At 67.6% G+C, this 20141-nt stretch carries 16 protein-coding genes and 2 tRNA genes; 5 read left to right on the top strand and 13 right to left on the bottom strand.

Going from position 1 to position 20141, the window contains the following annotated elements:
- Positions 1–30: 30 nt before the first annotated feature.
- Genes PPZ50_RS05220 through PPZ50_RS05205 form a run of 4 tightly spaced genes read right to left on the bottom strand, consistent with a single transcriptional unit; the run spans position 31 to position 3117 of the window.
- On the bottom strand, positions 31–819 hold the full coding sequence (locus PPZ50_RS05220) for a hypothetical protein (RefSeq protein WP_126012990.1): 789 nt from the start codon (positions 817–819) through the stop codon (positions 31–33).
- The gene (locus PPZ50_RS05215; RefSeq protein WP_066693821.1) at positions 816–1322 is read right to left on the bottom strand and encodes a hypothetical protein; all 507 of its coding nucleotides are present in this window, start codon (positions 1320–1322) and stop codon (positions 816–818) included. Before PPZ50_RS05215 ends, PPZ50_RS05220 begins: the two co-directional genes overlap by 4 nt.
- A 56-nt stretch (positions 1323–1378) precedes the next feature.
- Entirely contained in the window at positions 1379–2080 is a 702-nt protein-coding gene (locus PPZ50_RS05210) for an RlmE family RNA methyltransferase (protein WP_066693824.1), read from the bottom strand.
- A complete protein-coding gene (locus PPZ50_RS05205; protein WP_066693830.1) occupies positions 2077–3117 on the bottom strand; it encodes a Ppx/GppA phosphatase family protein in 1041 nt (346 codons plus the stop codon). The genes PPZ50_RS05210 and PPZ50_RS05205 overlap by 4 nt, the downstream gene beginning before the upstream one ends.
- 165 nt (positions 3118–3282) lie before the next feature.
- On the opposite strand from PPZ50_RS05205, the gene PPZ50_RS05200 reads away from it, so the two are divergent.
- Positions 3283–3356, top strand: a tRNA-Gln gene (locus tag PPZ50_RS05200).
- 98 nt (positions 3357–3454) lie between these two features.
- The gene (locus PPZ50_RS05195; protein ID WP_066693833.1) at positions 3455–4006 is read left to right on the top strand and encodes a phosphoribosyltransferase; all 552 of its coding nucleotides are present in this window, start codon (positions 3455–3457) and stop codon (positions 4004–4006) included.
- 14 nt (positions 4007–4020) lie between these two features.
- Here PPZ50_RS05195 and PPZ50_RS05190 read toward each other — a convergent pair whose 3' ends face one another.
- The 3 genes from PPZ50_RS05190 to PPZ50_RS05180 are packed head-to-tail and all read right to left on the bottom strand — an operon-like array spanning position 4021 to position 9626.
- The gene (locus PPZ50_RS05190; protein WP_066693835.1) at positions 4021–5031 is read right to left on the bottom strand and encodes a DUF2332 domain-containing protein; all 1011 of its coding nucleotides are present in this window, start codon (positions 5029–5031) and stop codon (positions 4021–4023) included.
- Between the two features lie 5 nt (positions 5032–5036).
- Positions 5037–6854, bottom strand: coding sequence for a methyl-accepting chemotaxis protein (locus PPZ50_RS05185; RefSeq protein WP_066693837.1), 1818 nt, complete (start codon positions 6852–6854; stop codon positions 5037–5039).
- Positions 6855–6887: 33 nt separating this feature from the next.
- A complete protein-coding gene (locus PPZ50_RS05180) occupies positions 6888–9626 on the bottom strand; it encodes a TonB-dependent receptor (RefSeq protein ID WP_066693840.1) in 2739 nt (912 codons plus the stop codon).
- 149 nt (positions 9627–9775) lie between these two features.
- Between PPZ50_RS05180 and PPZ50_RS05175 the strand changes: the two genes are divergently transcribed.
- Positions 9776–11482, top strand: a complete 1707-nt coding sequence (locus PPZ50_RS05175) for an Hsp70 family protein (protein ID WP_272815732.1) — start codon at positions 9776–9778, stop codon at positions 11480–11482.
- The gene (locus PPZ50_RS05170) at positions 11479–13005 is read left to right on the top strand and encodes a hypothetical protein (protein WP_066693845.1); all 1527 of its coding nucleotides are present in this window, start codon (positions 11479–11481) and stop codon (positions 13003–13005) included. Before PPZ50_RS05175 ends, PPZ50_RS05170 begins: the two co-directional genes overlap by 4 nt.
- A 46-nt stretch (positions 13006–13051) precedes the next feature.
- On the opposite strand, the gene PPZ50_RS05165 is transcribed toward PPZ50_RS05170, so the two are convergent.
- The 5 genes from PPZ50_RS05165 to PPZ50_RS05145 all read right to left on the bottom strand — a co-directional run bounded on the left by PPZ50_RS05165 (position 13052) and on the right by PPZ50_RS05145 (position 17647).
- A tRNA-Leu gene (locus PPZ50_RS05165) sits at positions 13052–13138 on the bottom strand.
- Between the two features lie 85 nt (positions 13139–13223).
- Positions 13224–14228, bottom strand: a complete 1005-nt coding sequence (holA, locus tag PPZ50_RS05160; protein ID WP_066693848.1) for a DNA polymerase III subunit delta — start codon at positions 14226–14228, stop codon at positions 13224–13226.
- The gene (gene lptE / locus PPZ50_RS05155) at positions 14225–14710 is read right to left on the bottom strand and encodes an LPS assembly lipoprotein LptE (protein WP_066693850.1); all 486 of its coding nucleotides are present in this window, start codon (positions 14708–14710) and stop codon (positions 14225–14227) included. Before lptE ends, holA begins: the two co-directional genes overlap by 4 nt.
- Positions 14707–17202: a leucine--tRNA ligase gene (leuS, locus tag PPZ50_RS05150; RefSeq protein ID WP_066693852.1), complete on the bottom strand. Its 2496-nt coding sequence runs from the start codon at positions 17200–17202 to the stop codon at positions 14707–14709. Before leuS ends, lptE begins: the two co-directional genes overlap by 4 nt.
- Before the next feature lie 10 nt (positions 17203–17212).
- On the bottom strand, positions 17213–17647 hold the full coding sequence (locus PPZ50_RS05145) for a DUF3576 domain-containing protein (protein WP_066693854.1): 435 nt from the start codon (positions 17645–17647) through the stop codon (positions 17213–17215).
- 275 nt (positions 17648–17922) lie between these two features.
- On the opposite strand from PPZ50_RS05145, the gene PPZ50_RS05140 reads away from it, so the two are divergent.
- Positions 17923–18624, top strand: coding sequence for a hypothetical protein (locus PPZ50_RS05140; protein WP_126014038.1), 702 nt, complete (start codon positions 17923–17925; stop codon positions 18622–18624).
- 451 nt (positions 18625–19075) lie between these two features.
- Here PPZ50_RS05140 and PPZ50_RS05135 read toward each other — a convergent pair whose 3' ends face one another.
- A complete protein-coding gene (locus PPZ50_RS05135) occupies positions 19076–20071 on the bottom strand; it encodes a ligase-associated DNA damage response exonuclease (protein ID WP_066693858.1) in 996 nt (331 codons plus the stop codon).
- Positions 20072–20141: the final 70 nt, after the last annotated feature.

Genomic DNA, 20141 nt, shown 5'->3' with positions numbered 1-20141 from the left:
AGAGGGCGGTCCTGCGGGGCCGCCCTTTTGCTATGCGGTCGAACGGATGCTGGTGCGATAGGCGTCGGCCAGCGACATGCCCGAGTCACCGGCGCGATAGCCGGCGAGCAACGCGTCGCGCCGTTGTTCGGGCGTGCCGTGAAAACTCGGATTGTTGAAATCATAGCTGCCGAATTCGAACATCGTCGCAGCGGACGATGCCAGATCGACGCTCAACCGCCGCCCCTGTCGCTTGCCCGCTTCGCAGGCGAGCGACCATCCGGCAAGAAAATCGGCTTCCAGTTCGATTTCGGGGCATTTGCCGCCACGACGCTGGCGGAACTGGTAGGCATGGGCATATTCGTGCGCGACGATGACCATGATCGCGGCGAACGCCGCGTTGCCGCGCTGGAGTTGCTGAGCCAGCAGGCGGCGACCGAACACCACCGTCCCGTCGACATCGGCGCGGTTGCCGAACAAGGGAAACGGCGTGGCGAACGCATTGGGGCTTTTGCCGTCGTCGAAGAAGCCGAAGCGCGGCTTCACCCCGAACCAGTCCTCGCCCGCGAACGAGCACTGCGCAAAATATCGCTCCAGCACGAGCGCGGCACGCGATGCCGCCTCGTCATCGGGGTCGGCGTCCAGGTCCTCGCTGATCCGCCATTGTTGAGCGAATTGCCGCGCTTCCGCCAGGTTCATGCCGCAGCCACCGACCGGCACGTCGACCCGCGTCGTGGGTGCCGCACCCGCACCGCTGTTCGGCCATTGCGCATGCACCGCGCATCCCAGTCCCGATCCGCATAGGGCAAGCCCGCCGACGACTGTCCGCCGCGCGATCATCGCCGCCGCTCCACGCGGAACTGCACGCTGGCCGCGCCGGAACGCGGGCTCTGGCGCGCCTCGACGGTGACCTTCGTCATGGTTCGCGACAGCCACAATTCCCACAGAAAGGTCACGCCGCGCGCGGTCGGGGACCGCATGTCGGCCAGCGGACCGGACGGCGAATCCAGACCATGCCAGGCGCACCATCGCAGCTTGTCCGCCATCGTGCGGGCGGTGGCATTGGCGGTCGCGGTGTCGGCAACCGCCCATTTGCAAGCGAATTCCAGATCCTGTTCGGTCCAGGGCCGGATGCTGCATTCATCGGCGCCTGGCAGAGTGATGAGCGAGACCCATTCGTCGTCATCGGTGCGCCACGCGCCCTTGATCGGCGCGAAACCCTGCCCGCTGGCGGCGACGATGCCGAAAATGTCGCGGCAATAGGGATCGGCTCGGACGCGGTCGGCGTCGCTCCCCGCCTGCCCCGCCATGGCGACCATGCCCACAAGCGCCCACCAGCCCATCGAGCAACCTCCCCCGAAGCCGTCGCCATCCTATCGGACGGCTAGGGGATCGTCCATCATTCGTCGGACGGACGTTTTGTCGATTCTTCGCTCTCCCGCCGCCCCTTGAAGTTCGTCGCAATGACGTACCATTCCGACGAATCCTTGCGGCTGGCCGGGGGCTTGGCGTGCTTCACCGTCTGGAAATTGCGCTTCAGCTCCGCGACCAGTTCGTTGTCGGCACCGCCCGCCAGTACCTTCGCCACGAAATCGCCGCCGGGACGCAGCACTTCGCAGGCGAACATCACCGCCGCCTCGACCAGCGCCATGGTGCGCAGGTGATCGGTCTGCGGATGGCCGACCGTATTGGCCGCCATGTCGGAGAGGACGAGGTCCGCCTCGCCGCCCAATTCCTCGCGCAGGCGGTCGGGCGCATGATCGGCGAGGAAGTCCATCTGCAGGATCGTCACGCCATCGATTGGATCGACCGGCAACAGGTCAATGCCGACCACGGTGCATTCCGGCCGCACCTTGCGCACGACCTGGGTCCAGCCGCCCGGCGCGATGCCGAGGTCGACGACGCGCTTGACGCCGCGCAGCAGCTTGAAGCGTTCGTCCAGCTCGATCAGCTTGTACGCCGCGCGGCTGCGATAGCCTTCCGCGCGTGCTTTCTTCACATAGGGGTCGTTGAGCTGACGCTCCAGCCAGCGCGTCGACTGGGCCGAGCGCGAGCGGGCGGTGCGTACACGTTGGCGTCCGGGGGGGCTTCCGCGGGTCATCGGGTTCCTGCCATCAATCGGCGCAGGATTCCTTCGCGAATCCCACGGTCGGCGACCCCTAGCCGCTCGGCGGGCCAGAGCGCCAGAATCGTTTCGAGGATCGCGCAACCCGCGACCACCAGATCGGCGCGTTCGCTGCCGATGCACGGCACCGTGCCGCGTTCGGCCAGGCTCATGCCGGCCAGCCGCTGGCTGACCGCCAGCATCGATTCGGCCGGCACGATCAGCCCGTCGATCTGCGAGCGGTCATAGGATGCGAGGCCGAGATGCACGCTGGCGAGCGTCGTCACCGTCCCGCTGGTGCCGAGCAGCCGGCGCGGCTCGGTCGTCTGCGGCAGCCGCTTGGCGAACGGTGCGAAGCTTTCGGTCACGCAGGCGCGCATCCGGGCATAGGCGCCCGACGCCATCGGTGCTTCCTTGCCCGCGCCCAGGCTCTCGGTCAGCGACACCACGCCCCAGGGTGCGGAATGCCAGTCGAGCACGCGCGGCACCGGGCCCGATGCGTCGAGCAGCACCAGCTCGGTCGATCCACCGCCGATGTCGAACACCAAAGCCGGCCCGTCCCCCGGTTCGAGCAAGGCATGGCAGCCGAGCACCGCGAGGCGCGCCTCCTCCTCCGCCGTGATGATGTCGAGGTGGATGCCGGTTTCCTCCAGCACCCGTTCGACAAAGGCCGGACCGTTGCTGGCGCGGCGGCATGCCTCGGTCGCGACCGATCGGGCGAGCGTCACGTCGCGGCGCTTGAGCTTCTCGGCGCAGATTTTCAGCGCGGCGACGGTCCGATCCATCGCCGCGTCGGACAGGCGGCCGGTAGCGGCCAGCCCCTCGCCCAGCCGGACGATGCGCGAAAACGCATCGACCACGGCAAAGCCGTCGCCCTGCGGCCGGGCGATCAGCAGCCGGCAGTTGTTGGTGCCAAGGTCGAGCGCGGCGTAATGACGCGCACCCGGCCAGCGCGGCCGCGCCGGCGAAGAGGCTGCCTTTCGAGGAGCGCCACGCGCCCCCCGGTGCGGCAACCGGGCGGAGAGATCCCCCATGCCGTCACTCACTTATGTTCTATCCGTCACGGCCGAACGCCGCTCGGTGCTTGGCCATCAACCTAGCGAAGCCCGCCGTCCGCGACAAGGCATTGCGACGAATCGAACGATTCGGCGTTGACATGGCAAAACAGCCGGCCTATCGGACCGCCCTCGCTGCGGTGCTGCCCTGTCGTCTAAAGGTAAGACCACGGACTCTGACTCCGTTAATTGAGGTTCGAATCCTCACGGGGCATCCAGCGACCTTCCCTCCGATCCGATCTTTCCGGTGACGTCCGACCGCCTCCCGGTCGCGTGACGGCCGCGTCCGTTGCCCTTCAGCCATGACGGGAATTGCATGACTACCAAAGTCTATCTGTCGGCCGACCGCCTGCTGGAGGATTCGTTCCGCCTGGCCAATCTGGTCTTCGACGCCGGGTTCCACCCGACCCATATCGTCGGCATCTGGCGCGGCGGTGCGCCGGTCGGGATCGCGGTGCAGGAACTGCTGGAATATCGCGGGGTGCACAGCGACCATATCGCGATCCGTACCGCTTCCTATAGCGGCATCGACCGGCAGGATGCCGAGGTCCGGGTCTATGGTCTCGGTTATCTGGTCGATGTGCTGACGCCCGACGATCGCCTGCTGCTGATCGACGATGTGTTCGATTCAGGCCGGTCGATCCGGGCGGTGCTGGCCGAATTGCGCGAACGTTGCGGCGATGCCCTGCCCGGCGCGGTGAAGGTCGCGACGGTCTATTACAAGCCGGCGCGCAACGTGACCGACCTGGCACCCGACTTCTTCGTGCACCAGACGAACGACTGGCTGATCTTTCCGCATGAGATCAACGGGTTGAGCGAAGACGAGATTCGCGCCTACAAGCATGGGGCGGACATCATCCTGCGCTGAGCGGGCGCCGCCGGTCAGGCGGCGGCGGCTCCATGCCAGTCGATCCAGTGGCCATAGGCGTGGCAAGTCGCCAGATGCCGGGCCCGCGCGTCGGGATAGGTGGTGAGCGTCAGGTGCACGGCGTCGCGCGCGTCGGTCCATTCGAAACCGATGCGGGCGATCGGGATATCGGCATCGGCCAGCGCGGCCGCGACCGTCGCGCGGGTGGCCGCTCCCCAATATTGCTGCGACATGGCGTGGACGACCACGCGGCACACGCCCGGCGGCGCGGACCGGGCCAGTTCGCGCGGCAGCCAGTCGGCGATGTCGCCACGCGAGAGCATCGGCGGATGGGCATGGGCGATGGCCAGCGCGTGATGCAGCCGCTCCGCGCGGTCGGGCTGGTCGGCCCAGACATAGGCCATCAGCCGCTCCTGTGCCGCGGGATCGGTGACCGACAGCGGCCGCAGATCGACGCCGCGCGCGCCGACGATCTCGACCGGACGCGCCGACGGCGGCGGGCCGCGCCACTCGGGCGCGATACGCACCGGCGACATGGGATCGCCGATCTGCACCCCGCCCAAATTGAACTGATAGCGACCGAGATTGAGGTTGAGCCCGGCGCTGGCCCCCAGTTCGAGCAGTTCGACCGGCAGGTCGACCTCGGCCCGCAGGGTCATCAGCGCCGCCATGATCGCCGCGCTGCGGGCGACCTCGTTGGTCTGTGGCGGCTCGCGCATCCAGTCGGCGATGAAGGCGTCCGCATCGGCCAGCACCTCGCCGACCACCGCATCGAACGCGCCGGCCCGATCGGCATAGAGCGTCGACAGCGCCGGACGGTCGCCGCGTCGCGCCAGCGCGTTCAGCGCGCCGTTGAAGCGCATCGCCAAGGCATCGGCGGCCGGATCGCCCGGCCAGCCGTCGATCAGCCGCGCGGTCAGCGGCGCGCGATGCAGCTGGCGCTCGCCTGCCTCGAGGATCGCCGCGACGAAGCCGGAGCCGAGCGCACGCACGACCTCCGCCTGCCGGGCCAAGGGACCTGCCATGACGATCAGAACGCGTCCCAGTCGTCATTGGCGACCTTGAGCGGTGCCGGCTCGGGCGGGGTAACCCAGCGGCGTGGCGAGCGCTTGGGCTGCAGCGGCGTCACGTTCGTCGCCGCGCGCGGCGCGGCGGCGTCGGGCGCATCGATCGCGAAGGTCGCGACTGACGCGGCTAATGCTTCCGCCTCCGCGACCAGCTGCCGCGAGGCGGCGGAGGTCTGTTCGACCATCGCCGCATTCTGCTGCGTCATCGCGTCCATTTCGGCGATGGCGACGTTGATCTGGCCGAGGCTGGTCGCCTGATGGTCAGACTGGCGCGCGATCGCGTCGATCGACCCGCCGACACCGGCCACCCGCTCGATGATCCGCGCCAGCGCCTCGCCGGTCTGTTCGACCAGCTCGACGCCCGCGCCGACATGGGTCGATGCGGCCTTCACCTTTTCCTTCACCTCGGTCGCGGCATCGGCCGAACGCTGCGCCAGCGCGCGGACTTCGGACGCGACGACGGCAAAGCCCTTGCCCGCCTCGCCCGCGCGGGCCGCCTCGATCCCGGCGTTCAGCGCCAGCAAATTGGTCTGGAACGCGATCCCGTCGATCAGGGTGATGATCTGCGCGATCTCGTCGCTTGCCTGTTCGATGCCGTGCATCGCCGCGATCGCCTGTCGCACGACCGCGTCGCCGCGCTCCGCCTCGCCGCGGGTATCGGCCATCGCGCTGCTGGCGTCGATCGCCGCGACCGCCCCTTCGCGGATCGAGCGCGTCACCTCGTCCAGCGCCGAGGACGATTCCTGCAACGCCGCCGCCTCGCGCTCGGTCCGTTCGGCCAGGTCGCTGGCCGCCTGCGCGATCTCGCCGGAGTTGAGCTTGATCGAATCGACGCTGCCGCGCACGTCGCCCAGCACCTGGTTCAGGCTGGCCGTCGCCAGATTGAAATCGTCGGACAGCGCGCGGAACGCCGCCGGCACATCGGCCAGTCGCGCGGTCAGGTCGGCCTGCGACAGGCTGCGCAGGCCGCCGCCGATCGCGGTCATCGCCGCTTCCCGGTCGCGATCGTCGGCGATCTTCGCGACCGCCGCGTCGCGGAACACCAGCACCGCACGCGCCATGTCGCCCAGTTCGTCGGTGCGGCCGGCCGCCCCGACATCGATATCGTGCCGACCGGCGGCGAGGTCGCCCATCGCCTGGGTCAGGACGGTGATCGGCCGGGCGATCTGGCGGCTGAGCAGCATCGCCAGCGCGACGGCGATCGCGATCAGCGCGATGCCGCCGATGACCAGCGCGATCAGCGCCATGCGGATCGCGCCGCTCTGATCGTCGGCATGGGCCGCCATCGCCTCGGTCTCGGTCGCGCGCAGCGCGCGCAGCGGCAGCGCGATCTTGCTGACCAGCACCTTCTGCCCGGCGTCGCGCACTTCCTGCTGCGCGCCCTCGCGGTCGCCGGCCTTGACCTTGGCGATCAGCCGGTCGCCCCAGTTGCGCCGCCACGCCAGCGTCTCGCGCCGTGCTTCGGCCAGCTGGGCCTGTTCCGACGGGACCGTCAGCATGCTCGCCAGCTCGACCGCCGTCGCGTCGAACTCGGTGCGCCCCTCCTCATAGGATTTGAGGTAGCTGGTATCACCAGTGACCAGGAAGCCGCGAAACTGGCTGTTCTGCCTCAGGATCGCGGTCTCCAGCGTCAATGCCTTCGCATAGACGTCCTGGCTGTGGTTGTTCCGCTCGGTCGTGCGCGCGATCATCAGGATGCTGGCGAGGAACACCAGCATCACGACCGCCGCCGACGCATTGATCGCAAGGAACGACAGGCCGAGCTTGCGGGGTATCTTCATCGGGAACGTTCCGTTTGCAGCAGGACGATCATGTCAGAACCGCGACCGCAGCGTGATGCCGTAGGTGCGCGGTTCGGCGAGGTAGGAAGAGGTGATCGCATTGCCGGCCGCAAAGGCCGGCGACCCGAAGCGCGTCACCTGCGACACGCTGCCCGATCCCTGGAACGGGGCGGAGAAGGCGACCTGCTGATAATCGGTGTCGAGGATGTTCTGACCCCAGAACTCGATCGCCCAGCGCTGCTCCGGACCACGCAGGCCGATACGGGCGTTCATCAGGAAGAAGCCGTCCTGTTCCTTTTCGGCGAACAGGTCGGACCCGGTGTTATAGTCGCTCGACAGGCGGCTATCGACATAGAACAGCGCGGTCAGGTTACGGCCGACCGCCGGGGTCCACACCGCCGAATTGGTGATGGTGTGGCGCGGTGCGTTCGACATCTGGTTGCCCGGCAACAGGAACAGCGCGTTGTTCAGCGGCTCGCCCGATTCGCTGCCCACCAGGTTCCGGCGATATTGGGTATGGGCATAGGTATAGCCGATGTTGAAGGCGAGGTCGGGCGCGGGATAGGCACCGGCTTCCAGTTCGAAGCCCTGCGTCACGACACCCGCGCCGACCTTTCCGGTGCAGCGGCCGGTGTTCGGATCATTGTCGCGATCCGCACCGCCCAGCGAGTCCGCGCAGGCGCTGATATTCTGCACGATAAAGTTCGTGCCGTTGAAGGTGTTCAGCTGGAAATTGCGGAACGCCGAATGGAAGGCGGCGAGGTTCGCGGTGAACTTCGCCGAGCTGTATTTCACGCCGACTTCGAACGCCTGCACCGTTTCCGGGTCGAAGCGCAGGTTGGACGCGCTGGCGGCGGTCGGCGTCGCGAACACGGTTGCCGACAGGTCCGACCGGTCGAGATTATAGCCGCCCGCCTTGTAGCCGCGCGCATAGGACGCATAGAGCAGCGTGCTGGGCGCCGGCTTCCACGACAGCACGGTCGTCCCGGTCACCTGCCCCTCGGTCAGCGAATCACGGATCGGCACGCCGGTCAGCGCGGCGGTGGAATTGCCGGTGCAGGTCAGCGTGATGATGCCCACCGCCAGCGACCGCAGCGTCGCGTTGCTGCTGCCGAGCAACGGCCCGAGTGCCGCCTGCTGCGCCGGGCAGACGGTGTTGTTGTTCACGAAGCTGGCGTCCAGCTGCTTGGATTCATGGGTATAGCGCAGACCGCCGGTCAGGCTGAGCGTATCGGTCACCTTGAAGATATTGTGGGTGAAGAACGCATAGTTGCTGCTGGTCTGGTCATACAGGTCGCGGATGCTGCCCAGGTCATTCAACGTCGACAGCCGGTCGATGCCGCCGATGACCGTCGGCCCGACCGCCGGGGTCAGCGCGGCACGTCCGACCGCGCTGAGGCACCCCGATGCCCGCGGCGCGCGCAGGGCAGCGAGCGGGTTGATCGTCGCGACCACCCGGCAGGCGGCAAAGGCACCGAAATCGGCGCCGAAGCGCAGATTGTCGGCGACCTCCAGCTTTTCATGGGCGTAATAGCCGCCGACCATCCAGTCGAGCCGGTTGCCGAACAGCCCGCCGCTCAGCCGCGTTTCCTGGGTAAAGGTGCGGAACTCGCGATAGGCGTTGCCGTCATCGGGGCGATAGGCGATGTCGAGGCTGCCGTAATCGACATCGGCCGCACCGCCCGCCTTATATTCGCGATAGGCGGTGATGGAGATCAGCTGCAGGTTGGAGAAGGTCCAGCCGATGCGGGCCGAGCCGCCATAATCCTTGGTCACGTTCGAATAGGCACGACCGCGCGTATTGGCGATCTGGCGGTTGTACGGATCGCCGTCGCTCGGCAGCACGGCGCCGAGGCTGCGCATGATGGCGACGATGCGGTTCTGCGCGGCGGGAACATAGTCGCCTTCGACGCCCGGCGTCGGATCGAGCTTTTCTTGCGTGTTCAGATAGACCGCGCCGCAGCATTTCTCGTCGCGATAGGTATAGTCGCCGATCAGCCGGACCGAGAAATTGTCGACCGGTTTGAAGAACAGCTGCCCGCGCACGAAATAGCGGTTGCGGTCGTTGTAATCGGTGTCGTTGACGACATCGCGGTAGAAGCCGTCGCGCTTGCCGAACACGCCATCGACGCGGAACGCCAGCTTGTCCTTGACGATCGGGCCGGTCAGCGCGCCCGCCAGGCGGACCGCGTTGAAATTGCCGTACGTCGCCTCGCCATAGCCGCCGAAATCGAACGAGGGATATTTGGTGTAGATGCTGATCGCGCCGGCCGAGGAGTTACGACCCGACAGCGTGCCCTGCGGCCCGCGCAGTACCTCGATCCGCTCGACTTCGCCCAGGTCGTTCAGGCCCGAACCGGTGCGGCTGCGATAGACGCCGTCGATGAACACCGCGACCGAGCTTTCGAGGCCGGGATTGTCGCCGACCGTGCCGATGCCGCGCAGGCGGGCGGTCGCGTTCGCTTCCGATCCGGTCGACGATACGATCAGCGACGGCGACAGCTGCGCCATCTGGCGGATGTCGGTCGCGCCCGAATTTTGCAGCGCGGCGGTGCTGTAGGCGCTGACCGCGATCGGCACGTTGGACAGGCGCTGCGACCGGCGGGTCGCGGTCACCACGATATCGGCGGTGTTGGCGGACTGTTCCTCGGCTGGCTTGCCGTCGGTCTTGTCCCCGGCCGACGGCACGACACCGCGCAGGCCCTGCGCCGACACCGGCATCGCCACGGTCACACATGCGGTCGCCGCCAGCAATATCCCGCTTTTACGCATTTTACGTGTCCCCCCCCCGGACCCATCGTCCTCAGCATGAATCCTTACGGGACAGGAGGATACCAGTTGGTTAACGCCGCGATTCCCATCGGGCGTTGCCACCGGCACACCACACGTTACATCGATCGCGAAACGACAAGAGGCGGGACATGATCGTCGGCATCGACCTTGGCACCACCAACAGCGCCTGTGCCGTGTGGCAGGGCGACCAGCCCGTGATGGTTCCCAATGCGCTGGGCGAGTTTCTGACGCCGTCGGCGGTCAGCATCGGCGACGACGATGCCGTACTGGTCGGGCGCGCCGCGCGCGACCGGATGGCGACGCATCCCGACCGGACCGTCACCAGTTTCAAGCGCCGAATCGGTACCCGTGAAACCGCACGGCTGGCGAAGCGCGACTTCGATTCGGAGGCACTGTCGGCACTGGTCCTCGCCAGCCTGAAGCGCGATGCCGAGGCGTTCACCGGCGAAACGGTGACCGGCGCGGTCGTGACCGTACCCGCCTACTTCAACGATCGCCAGCGCAAGGCGACACGGCGCGCCGGCGATCTGGCCGGGCTGCCGATCAAACGCCTGATCAACGAACCGACCGCCGCCGCGCTCGCCTATGGCATTGCCGACCGCGGCGACCGCGAACCGTTCCTCGTCTTCGACCTGGGCGGGGGCACGTTCGACGTATCCATCGTCGAGATGTTCGACGGGGTGATCGAGGTGCGGGCATCGGCCGGCGACAACCGGCTGGGCGGCGACGATTTCAACGACTGCCTGATCGATCTCGCCCGCCCGGTGCTCGACCCCGATGGCGTGCTGGGCAAGCTGCCGCCCGACCGTTCGGCGGCGCTGCTGGCGCAGGCGGCGGAGCGGTGCCGGCGGGCGCTCAGCGAAGCGGACGAGGCGGAACTGACGGTAACGGTGGACGACACGGCGCTGACCGCCCCGGTCACCGCCGCTGCGTTCGAGGAGCATGCCGCCGGGCTGCTGGCGCGGATTCGCGAACCGGTGCTGCGCTCGCTGCGCGACAGCGGCATCGTCGCCGCCACCTTGTCGGAGGTGGTGCTGGTCGGCGGCGCCACGCGGATGCCGGTCGTGCGCCGGGCCGTCACCCGGATGTTCGGCCGCTTTCCCGCGGCCACGGTGCATCCCGACCATGCCGTCGCGATGGGTGCGGCGGTGCAGGCCGGGCTGCTGGCGCGCGATGCCGGGCTGGACGAAATCCGCCTGACCGATGTCTGTCCGTTCACGCTGGGCGTCGACACCAGCGAGCCGGACGGGCGCGGCGGCTTTCGCAACGGATTGTTCTCGCCGATCATCGAACGCAATTCGGCGGTGCCGATCAGCCGCGTGTCGAGCTTTTCGACCGTCGTCGACCAGCAGCGCAAGGTGAACTTCGGCATCTATCAGGGCGAAGCGCGCGAGGTGTCGGGCAACGTCAAGCTGGGCGAGGTCACCGTCCCTGTGCCGCCCCGCGCCGCCGGCACCGTTTCGATCGAATGCCGCTTCAGCTATGACAGTTCGGGGCTGCTGGAGGTCGATATTGCGGTGCCGGAAACGGGCATGACCCGCAATCTGGTGATCGTCGACGACGAGGACGCGCCCGATCCCGTCGAGCTGGAAAAGCGCCGCGCGGCGCTGGCGGCGCTCAAGGTCCATCCGCGCGACGATGCGGTCAACGCCGCGCTGCTGGCGCGTGCCCGGCGCGCCTATGAGGCGTTTCTGGGCGATACCCGCGCGGCGATCGGCCATATGCTCGGCCAGTTCGAAAGCACGCTGGCGACACAGGACGAACGGATGATCGCACAGGCGCGGGCGGCGTTCGGCGCGGCGCTCGACCAGATCGAAGGCGAGCGGTTCTTGTGAGGCGCGGCATCTGGGCCACGCTCGACTGCGATCCGACCAGCGATCGCGGCGCAATCCGCCGCGCCTATGCCGCGCGGCTGAAGGCGATGGACGTCGATGCCGACCCCGACGCGTTCGAGGCACTGCGCGACGCTCGCGACGCTGCGCTGGCACAGGTGGCCGACCCAGTGGCGGACATGGACATAGCGGCCGTCGATCTCCCCGACGCTCCGCTCGCCCCCATGACCGAGTTCACGCTGGAGCAAGAGCCGGAGGCGGAAGTCGACGCACTGGCCGAGGCGATGAACGCGCATTTCCACGCGCTCGAGGCCTTGCTCTTCCCCGGCCACGATGCGGCACCCACCGCAGAGGAACTGGCGGAAATCGACCGTCACGGCTGCGCACTGCTGGCCGATCCGCGGCTTGAAAACCTGGATTTCGCGACGGGTGCCGAACGCTGGTTCGCGGAAACGCTGGCGGCCAGCATCCCGCGCTCCGACCCGCTGCTCGAACCGGCGGCGGCGGTGTTCGGCTGGATCGAGCGGCGGAACGACTACGCCCTGTCGGCAGAAGCGCACGCCATCGTCGAACGGATCGGCGCGACGCGATTCGCGCATCTGGTGTCGCAGCCCGACCATCGGTTCCACAAAGCCTGGCAACGCCTGTCGGGTGAGCGGGACGCGTCGTTCAAATGGTTCAATCACGATCCACGGACGGGCGAACTGCTGCAGGTCATTCGCGAACGCTATCCCGCCGCCGAACAGTGGCTGGACCCGGACAGGGTCGCCCAGTGCCGCACGCCGCCGAAGGACAATCCGCGCATTTCGCTGCGGGTGTGGATCGCGCTGATCCTGATCGTCGTCGCGGCGCGGATCGGCATGAGTTGGTGGTCGCAGCCCTCCCGTGAGCCGGATGCAAACTATATCGCGCAGACCTTGACCGGCAGGGACCTGGCCGAGTTGCAGAAGATCAATCCCGGTCTGGCGGTCGATATCGTTTTCGAAGTCGCCAACGCCAAACCGGCGGAAGGTGGCAGTGGCGAGCCGGTCACCAACAGCGCGATCATCGGCAAGCTGACCGACAAGCGGTTGCGAGCGGGCATGAGCCAGCTGCCCGACGACCTGCTGGTGCGGCTCACCCGGTTCGACCTCGCCGCGATGCGCATCCTGCAACAGCGGTCGCCCGCCGCCTGCCCGTCCGCCACTGTCGCGGTCGACCCCGCCCCGCTGCCCGAACCGCTGCGCGAGGAACAGCGCGCGCTGCTGCGCGAGGTGATCCTGCATACCAACAACTATCCGTCGCCGAATGGCGAACAGCGGTTCACCGTACCCGGTGCGATCATCGACGATGTCGCGAAGCGGACCGGATGGCCGGTGTCCCGGGTTCGGGAGGTGTTGCGCGACGACAAGGATATGGCCGCGCGCTGTACGCTGGAGATCGCGCTGCGCGAGGCGGGCCTTGCGGCACAGAACGGCATGGGGATGGAATTGCTACGCAATCTGCAGCCGTTGGTGGTGAAACAGCAGCAAACCCAGTTGCAGTAAAGATACCGATTTCAAGATAGCCCCGTTCCGATCACGGAACGGGAAATGGTGCGGTCGAGAAGACTCGAACTTCCACGGCCTTTCGGCCACAACGACCTCAACGTTGCGCGTCTACCAGTTCCGCCACGACCGCACGTGAACACCTTGGGGTCGCCCCCTTGGCTGGCAGGAGCGTGCCCCTAGCAGCGCGTTTGCGGTCGTGCAAATGCTTTTATGCATTATCGCCCACGCGCCGCCGCGCGGGCGATGGCGATCGCTTCGGCAGCGGTCATCACTTCGCCCAGCCCGCTGCCCGACAGCGCCGCACGCTCCGCATCGCGCACCCGTTCCAGAGCGCGGGCGAGGCGCGGCGCGTCCCAGCGGCGCAGCGCCTGCGCGGTGGCGGCCTGTTCCTTGAAGAACACGCGGTGGCGCTCCATCACGCGGTCGACGCTTTCGCCGTCATCGATTTCGGCGCGCATTTCGGCGAGCGACAACAGCCGCCGGGCGACGCCGCGCAACAGCGGGATCGGTCCGCCGGGCATTTCGGGCAGCGCGGCCGCGGCTGCATCGCCCGCGATCATCGCGCTGACGATGCCGTTCATCTCCGCATCGGCGATCGACGCGCCGATCGCGTCGAACGCCTCACCATCGGCATCGCGCGGCCGTTCGGGCGACGCGTCGAGATAGAGTGCCAGCTTCTCGATCTCGCTGGCCAGCACCGCGCGGTCGCCCGCCGTCACCGCCGCCAGCCGGTCGGGCACGTCACCCAGCAGGCGCAACCCATGGTCGCGCGCCATCGCCACCGCCAGCTTCGCCGCCTGCGCCGCATCGGGCACGTAGCAGGCGACGGCAACCGCGTTGAGCGACGCGGTGACCAGCTTCACCAGTTTCGACGTGCCCTTGATCGTCGGCGCGATGGCGGCGACCGGATTGCCGGCACGTTCGGCGGCGAGCAGCAGCGTCACCGCCTCGACCGATTCCTCGCCCATGCCGGTCACGCGGATAAAGCGGGCATCGCCGAACAGAGACATCGACGCGGATTCGTCGGCGAGCAGGCCGGGGCGCCCTTTCAGCATCGCGCCGTCCATATCGACCCGCTCGGCCCCTTCGCCCACGCCCTTCGCCAGTCGCGCGGCCAGCGCCAGCGCGCCGGCCGTGTCGGGACCGTGGAACAGGTAGAGCCGGATATCGGGGCCGGGCCGGTCGAGCTTGGCCGCGACCTGCTCGGGCCGGAGTTTCACGAGCCGTTCTTGGGCAGGTTCAGCGCGATCCGCGTCACGATCTGGTCCGCGACGATCACCGACAGCCGTTCGAGCGCCGAGCGTTCCGCCGTGATGGTCGCATATTCGGACCGCACCACGTCGATCCCGGCATCCGACCCCGCCGTCGCGTCGAGCGTCACAGCGCCGTTCGACAGGTCGATCAGCTGATAGCGCGCGCGCAGCGTCCGCCGTTCGCGCGTGATCGAATCGTCGCGCCGCACGCCCAGACCGGTGATGTCATCGTCCAGCTTGATCTCCAGCCGGTAGCGCGCCGGCCCTTCGGCGCGCAGCCGGTCGCGCAGCGCATTGGCGACCAGCCAGCCATTCTGCCCGGCGATCGGCGCGACCTCGACGCCTGATAGCGTCTGGCGCACCACCCCGCCCTCGCCCCCGGCATAGAGCGGGCGCAGGCCGCAGCCACCCAATAGGAACGCGGCAGCGAGGACGGCGGCGCGGATCATGCGACGATGTTCACGAGACGGTCGGGCACGACGATGACCTTGCGCGGCGCCTTGCCCTCCAGCGCGCGGACGATCTTCTCGCTCGCAAGGGCAGCGGCCTCGGCGTCTTCCTTGGGCGCACCCTTGGCCAGCACGATGGTGTCGCGCAGCTTGCCGTTGACCTGCACCGCGATGGTCGATTCCGCCTCGACCAGCATCGCCGCATCGACCAGCGGCCAGGCGGCATCGGCGATCAGCCCGGGGCGGCCAAGCTGCGACCAGGCCTCTTCCGCCAGATGCGGGATCATCGGGCTGACCAGCAGCAGCAGCGCGTCCATGTCAGCGTCCGACATGCCCTTCGCCTTCTCCGCCTCGCCCAGCAGCGTATAGAGTTTCGCCACCGCCTTGTTGAACTGGAGCGCAGTGATGTCGTCCGCGACGCCGGCGATCGTGCGATGGACAGCGCGGGTCAGCGCCTCCGGGCTGGTGCCGCCGGCCGTGTGATTCGCGACCAGCTTCCACACGCGCTTGACGAAGCGTTCGGCGCCTTCGATCCCCGCTTCGCTCCACGGCAGGTCGCGTTCGGGCGGGCTGTCGGACAGCATGAACCAGCGCGCGGCATCGGCGCCGTAGCGATCGAGAATCGGTTCGGGATCGACCGTATTCTTCTTCGACTTCGACATTTTTTCGACGCGGCCGATGGTGATCGCATCACCGGTCGCGGTTTCGATACCGTCGGTCACTTCGGACGGCGCAAGCCAGCGGCCGTCCGCCGACTTGTACGTCTCGTGCGTCACCATGCCCTGCGTGAACAGGCCGGCGAACGGCTCCTTCAGGTCGATCAGCCCGACATGGTTGAGCGCGCGGGTCCAGAAGCGTGCGTAGAGCAGGTGGAGGATCGCATGCTCGACCCCGCCGATATACTGGTCGACCGGCAGCCAGCTTTCGGCGACCGCCCGATCGAACGGCTTGTCGTCGGGCTGGCTGGCGAAGCGGATGAAATACCAGGACGAATCGACGAAGGTGTCGAGCGTGTCGGTCTCCCGCCGCGCCGGTGCACCGCACGACGGACAATCGACATGCTTCCAGGTCGGATGGCGGTCGAGCGGGTTGCCGGGGATGTCGAACGACACGTCCTCGGGCAGCTTGACCGGCAGTTGGTCGGTCGGAACCGGCACCACGCCGCATGCGCCGCAATGCACGATCGGGATCGGCGTGCCCCAGTAACGCTGGCGGCTCACCCCCCAGTCGCGCAGGCGCCACACGGTCGTGCCCTTGCCCCAACCGCCGGCTTCGGCGCGGTCGATCACCGCGCGCTTGGCAGCGGCGACGTCCATGTCGTTCAGGAAGTCGGAGTTCACGAGGCGGCCGGGGCCGGTATAGGCTTCGCTGCCATCGAATACCGGATCGGTCAGGTCGCCGTCAGCCACGACGCGACGGACGTCGAGGCCATATTTGCGCGCGAAGTCGAGGTCGCGCTGGTCATGCGCCGGCACGCCCATCACCGCGCCGGTGCCGTAGTCCATCAGCACGAAATTCGCGATATAGACCGGCAGTTCGACGCCCGCAGCGAACGGATGCTGCATCCGGTAGCCGGTGTCGAAGCCCAGCTTTTCCGCGGTTTCCAGCTCGGCCGCGGTGGTCCCACCCTGCTTGCACAGCTCGATGAACGCGGCGGCGTCCGGCTTGGCGTCGGCCAGCGCCCGCGCGATCGGGTGATCGGCGGCGATCGCGACGAAGCTGGCGCCGAAGATCGTGTCGGGACGGGTCGAATAGACCTCGATCCGCTGATCGAACGGCGCGACCGGCGCGAAGGAGAATTGCAGCCCTTCCGACTTGCCGATCCAGTTTTCCTGCATCAGCCGGACCTTGTCGGGCCATTGATCGAGCGTGCCGAGGCCGGCGAGCAGGTCGTCGGCGAAATCGGTGATCTTCAGGAACCACTGGCTGAGCTTGCGCTTCTCGACCAGCGCGCCCGAGCGCCAGCCGCGCCCATCAATCACCTGTTCGTTGGCCAGTACGGTCATGTCGACCGGGTCCCAGTTGACCGCCGACTCCTTGCGATAGACCAGCCCGCCCTTGAGCAGTTCGAGGAACAGCGCCTGTTCGTGGCCGTAATAGTCGGGATCGCAGGTGGCGAACTCACGCAACCAGTCGAAGGCGAGGCCCAGCCGCTTCAGCTGCGCCTTCATCGCCGCGATATTGGCATAGGTCCACTCACCGGGATGGACCTTCTTTTCCATCGCCGCATTTTCGGCGGGCATGCCGAACGCGTCCCACCCCATCGGGTGCAGGACCTCATGGCCGGTCATCCGCAGGAAGCGCGCCAGCACGTCGCCCATCGTATAGTTGCGAACGTGCCCCATATGGATGCGTCCCGAGGGGTACGGGAACATCTCCAGCACATAGCGTTTGGGCTTGGGCGAGTGGTCGTCGGCGACGAAAGTTTGCGCCGAATCCCATGCCGCCTGCCAGCGGGCATCGGCCTCGGCCGGCGAAAAACGCGGAGTCATGGTCGTCGGATCAGCCCGTGATGGCCCCGCGGCGCAGGTCGCGCGCACGGGTCAGGATGATATCTTCCAGCTTCTGCACCGTGGCGGCCGTCACCGGCGCCTCGACCCACTGGCCGCCCTGGTTCACCTGGCGGATCTGCGCCACGCGCAGCGCGTCGGCACGCAGGTCCTGGTCGAGGATCGTGACCGTCACCTTCGTGCGTTCGGTCGGCACCGCCGGATTGACGTACCAATCGGTGACGATGACGCCGCCGTTCGAGTCGGTCTGCGCCATCGGCATGAACGACAGCGTGTCGAGGCTAGCGCGCCACAGATAGCTGTTCACGCCGATCGTCGTGACCTTCGATGCGGCAAGGTCGCCCGCGACGCGGCCCTTGCCGCCACTGCACGCGGCCATCGGCAGGGCAAGCGTTGCCAGCAACGCGATCAGCAGCGGGCGGTTCATCGGCGGTTCCTTGACTACAGGCCAATATGGCAGTTCGGCCCGCTTCTATAGGAGGTGGCGCGGACGCGGCAAGCGGGTTGGTGATCCGCACCGGCAAGGGTGCGCAATCGGCCCGCCGACGCCCCGTTCCGGCCCGCCACCGCTTTGGTCGGACAAATATGTGTGTTCGATGCAACACTAGCCGGGAAAGCGACCGGAGGCGGTGGATACGGGAAACCGAATCATGATATCGCGATTAGCGGGGAGTGAGGTTTGACATGACGGGTGGCAGGATCTTGGCTGGCATTGGACTGGGGGCGATGATCGCCGCCGGGCTTGGTGCGTCGCCTGCCTTGTTCGCGCAGGAACAGCGCGCGCCGCGTGTCCTCAAGAAGCTCGATCTCGACCGCATGCCGCTGGCGGGCTTCGGCTCGTTCACGCCGGCCTCGGCCGACCCGCGACTCGCCGCTGCGCTGTCGCGCACCGCGCTGAACCCGACCGGGTTCCAGTTCACGCCGTCCGAAGGCGCCGTCATCGGCAGCCGTGCGATCAAGGCCGCGGTCCGCAGCGCGACCATGCAGGCGGAACGCCCGACCGACCGTGTCGCCGCCGTCACGCCGACGCTGGCGCTGAACCCCGTCACCTATAATCTGGGCGGATCGGTCGGCGGCAAGCGGCTGGCCGCGATCGGCGACCTGACCCGACTCGATCTCGGCACCCAGCCGGGCAGCCGCGATCCCGTCGGCATGGGCTATTCGGCGCGCAAGTTCGGCACGCGCGCGCCGCTGACGGTCGACCATGCGCTGACCGACCAGCCGAAGATGATCACCGACACCTCGGGCTATTCGCTCGATGGCGGCGGATCGTTGAAGCTGACCCGCAACCTCGACGTGACCGCGGGCATGCGCAGCCGCACCGACCGCGAGCGGATGCTGCGCGTGTCGCCGGATCGCCGCGAGGGGCAGGCGATCTATGTGGGGACGGCGTTCCGGTTCTGAGGCGGGACGGCGTTTCGGGCGTTGCCGGAGCGAGCTTTCCGTAAGTGGTGATCGAAGCGGGCCGTTTTGCGGGTCGGCTGTTCGTAGATGCTGATGCTGGTCGATAGGCGCGGTACGGGCATCGTAGTTAGCCGCGCCCCGGATGTGGGGGCGTGGTTCGGTTGATTTCCGGTCGACCGGCCGTTCTTTCGTAAGATTTCGAAATGGCTGATGGCGCGACATCCGCCTGCCCGGCAGCCCGACCTTGAGCCGGGGGCTCGCCTTCCGTCGACCGGAGAAGAAGAAGCGGGACCCCGGATCAAGTCCGGGGTGACGGTGGGGTGACCGGTCTAAGTCCCATCAGGCGCGTAAGGGCGTCATCGTGGCTGCCGCACGCTGATCCATCCTGTCCGAACGTCTGAGGCGATCCGCCGGGAACCTAAGCGACGGCCCCAACCGCTGCCCCGCCCCCTCAATCATCCTCGTCCTCGAAGCCGACTAGGTCGAGCGCGCGGGCCTTGATCTGGCGGGTCATGCACCAATGGACCAGCGCGTCCTCGCGGCCGTGGGTTACCCACACCTCCTTCGGCGCGATTTCGGTCAGGGTCTCCGTCAGTTCGTCCCAGTCGGCATGGTCGGACAGGATCAGCGGCAGTTCGACGCCGCGCTGCCGGGCGCGTTGGCGAACCCGCATCCAGCCGCTGGCCATCGCGGTGATCGGGTCGGGCAGCCGCCGCGACCAGCGGTCGCCCAAAGCGGAAGGCGGTGCGACGATGATGCGGCCCTGCAACTCCGCCTTGGAAGCGCTCGCGACCGGACGAAGTTCGCCCAGATCGACGCCCAGTTCGACATAGAGGTCGCAAAGCCGCTGCATTGCACCGTGGAGGTAGATCGGGTCGTCGAACCCCATCGCCCGTGCCTCGGCGATCACCCGCTGCGCCTTGCCCAGCGCATAGGCGCCGACCAGCACGCAACGCTCCGGCTCCATGCGGAGCGCCGCCAGCAGCTTGTCGATCTCGTCGCGGGTTTCGGAATGGCGGAAGACCGGCAGGCCGAAGGTCGCCTCGGTCACGAAGACGTCGCACGGCACCGGCTGGAACGGCGCACAGGTCGGATCGGGCCGGCGCTTGTAATCGCCCGACACGACGACGCGTTCGCCACCATGGTCGAGCACGATCTGCGCCGATCCCAGCACATGACCGGCGGGCACGAAGGATATGTCGTAGTCGCCCATGCGGATGCTCTCGCCATAGGCGATCGGCACCCCGTTTTGCGGGCCATAGCGCGTCGCCATGATCGCCAGCGTCTCCGGCGTCGCCCAGACCTGTCCATGCCCGCCACGCGCATGATCGGCATGGCCATGGGTGACGAGCGCACGTTCGACCGGTTCCGACGGATCGATCCAGACGTCGATCGCGGGCAGGTGAATGCCGCTGGGATGCGGGGTGATCCATCGGGCAAGGGCCATGGGGTCGACATGGGGCGTGGGGACGCCAGTGCCAAGGTCATCGAACCGACATATCCGTGCCCTAGGAGCG

The sequence above is a fragment of the Sphingomonas hankookensis genome (assembly GCF_028551275.1).
Classification (GTDB): Bacteria; Pseudomonadota; Alphaproteobacteria; order Sphingomonadales; family Sphingomonadaceae; genus Sphingomonas; species Sphingomonas hankookensis_A.
Note: the sequence above shows the minus strand (reverse complement) of the source record. Positions and strands in the feature narration are given on the sequence as shown.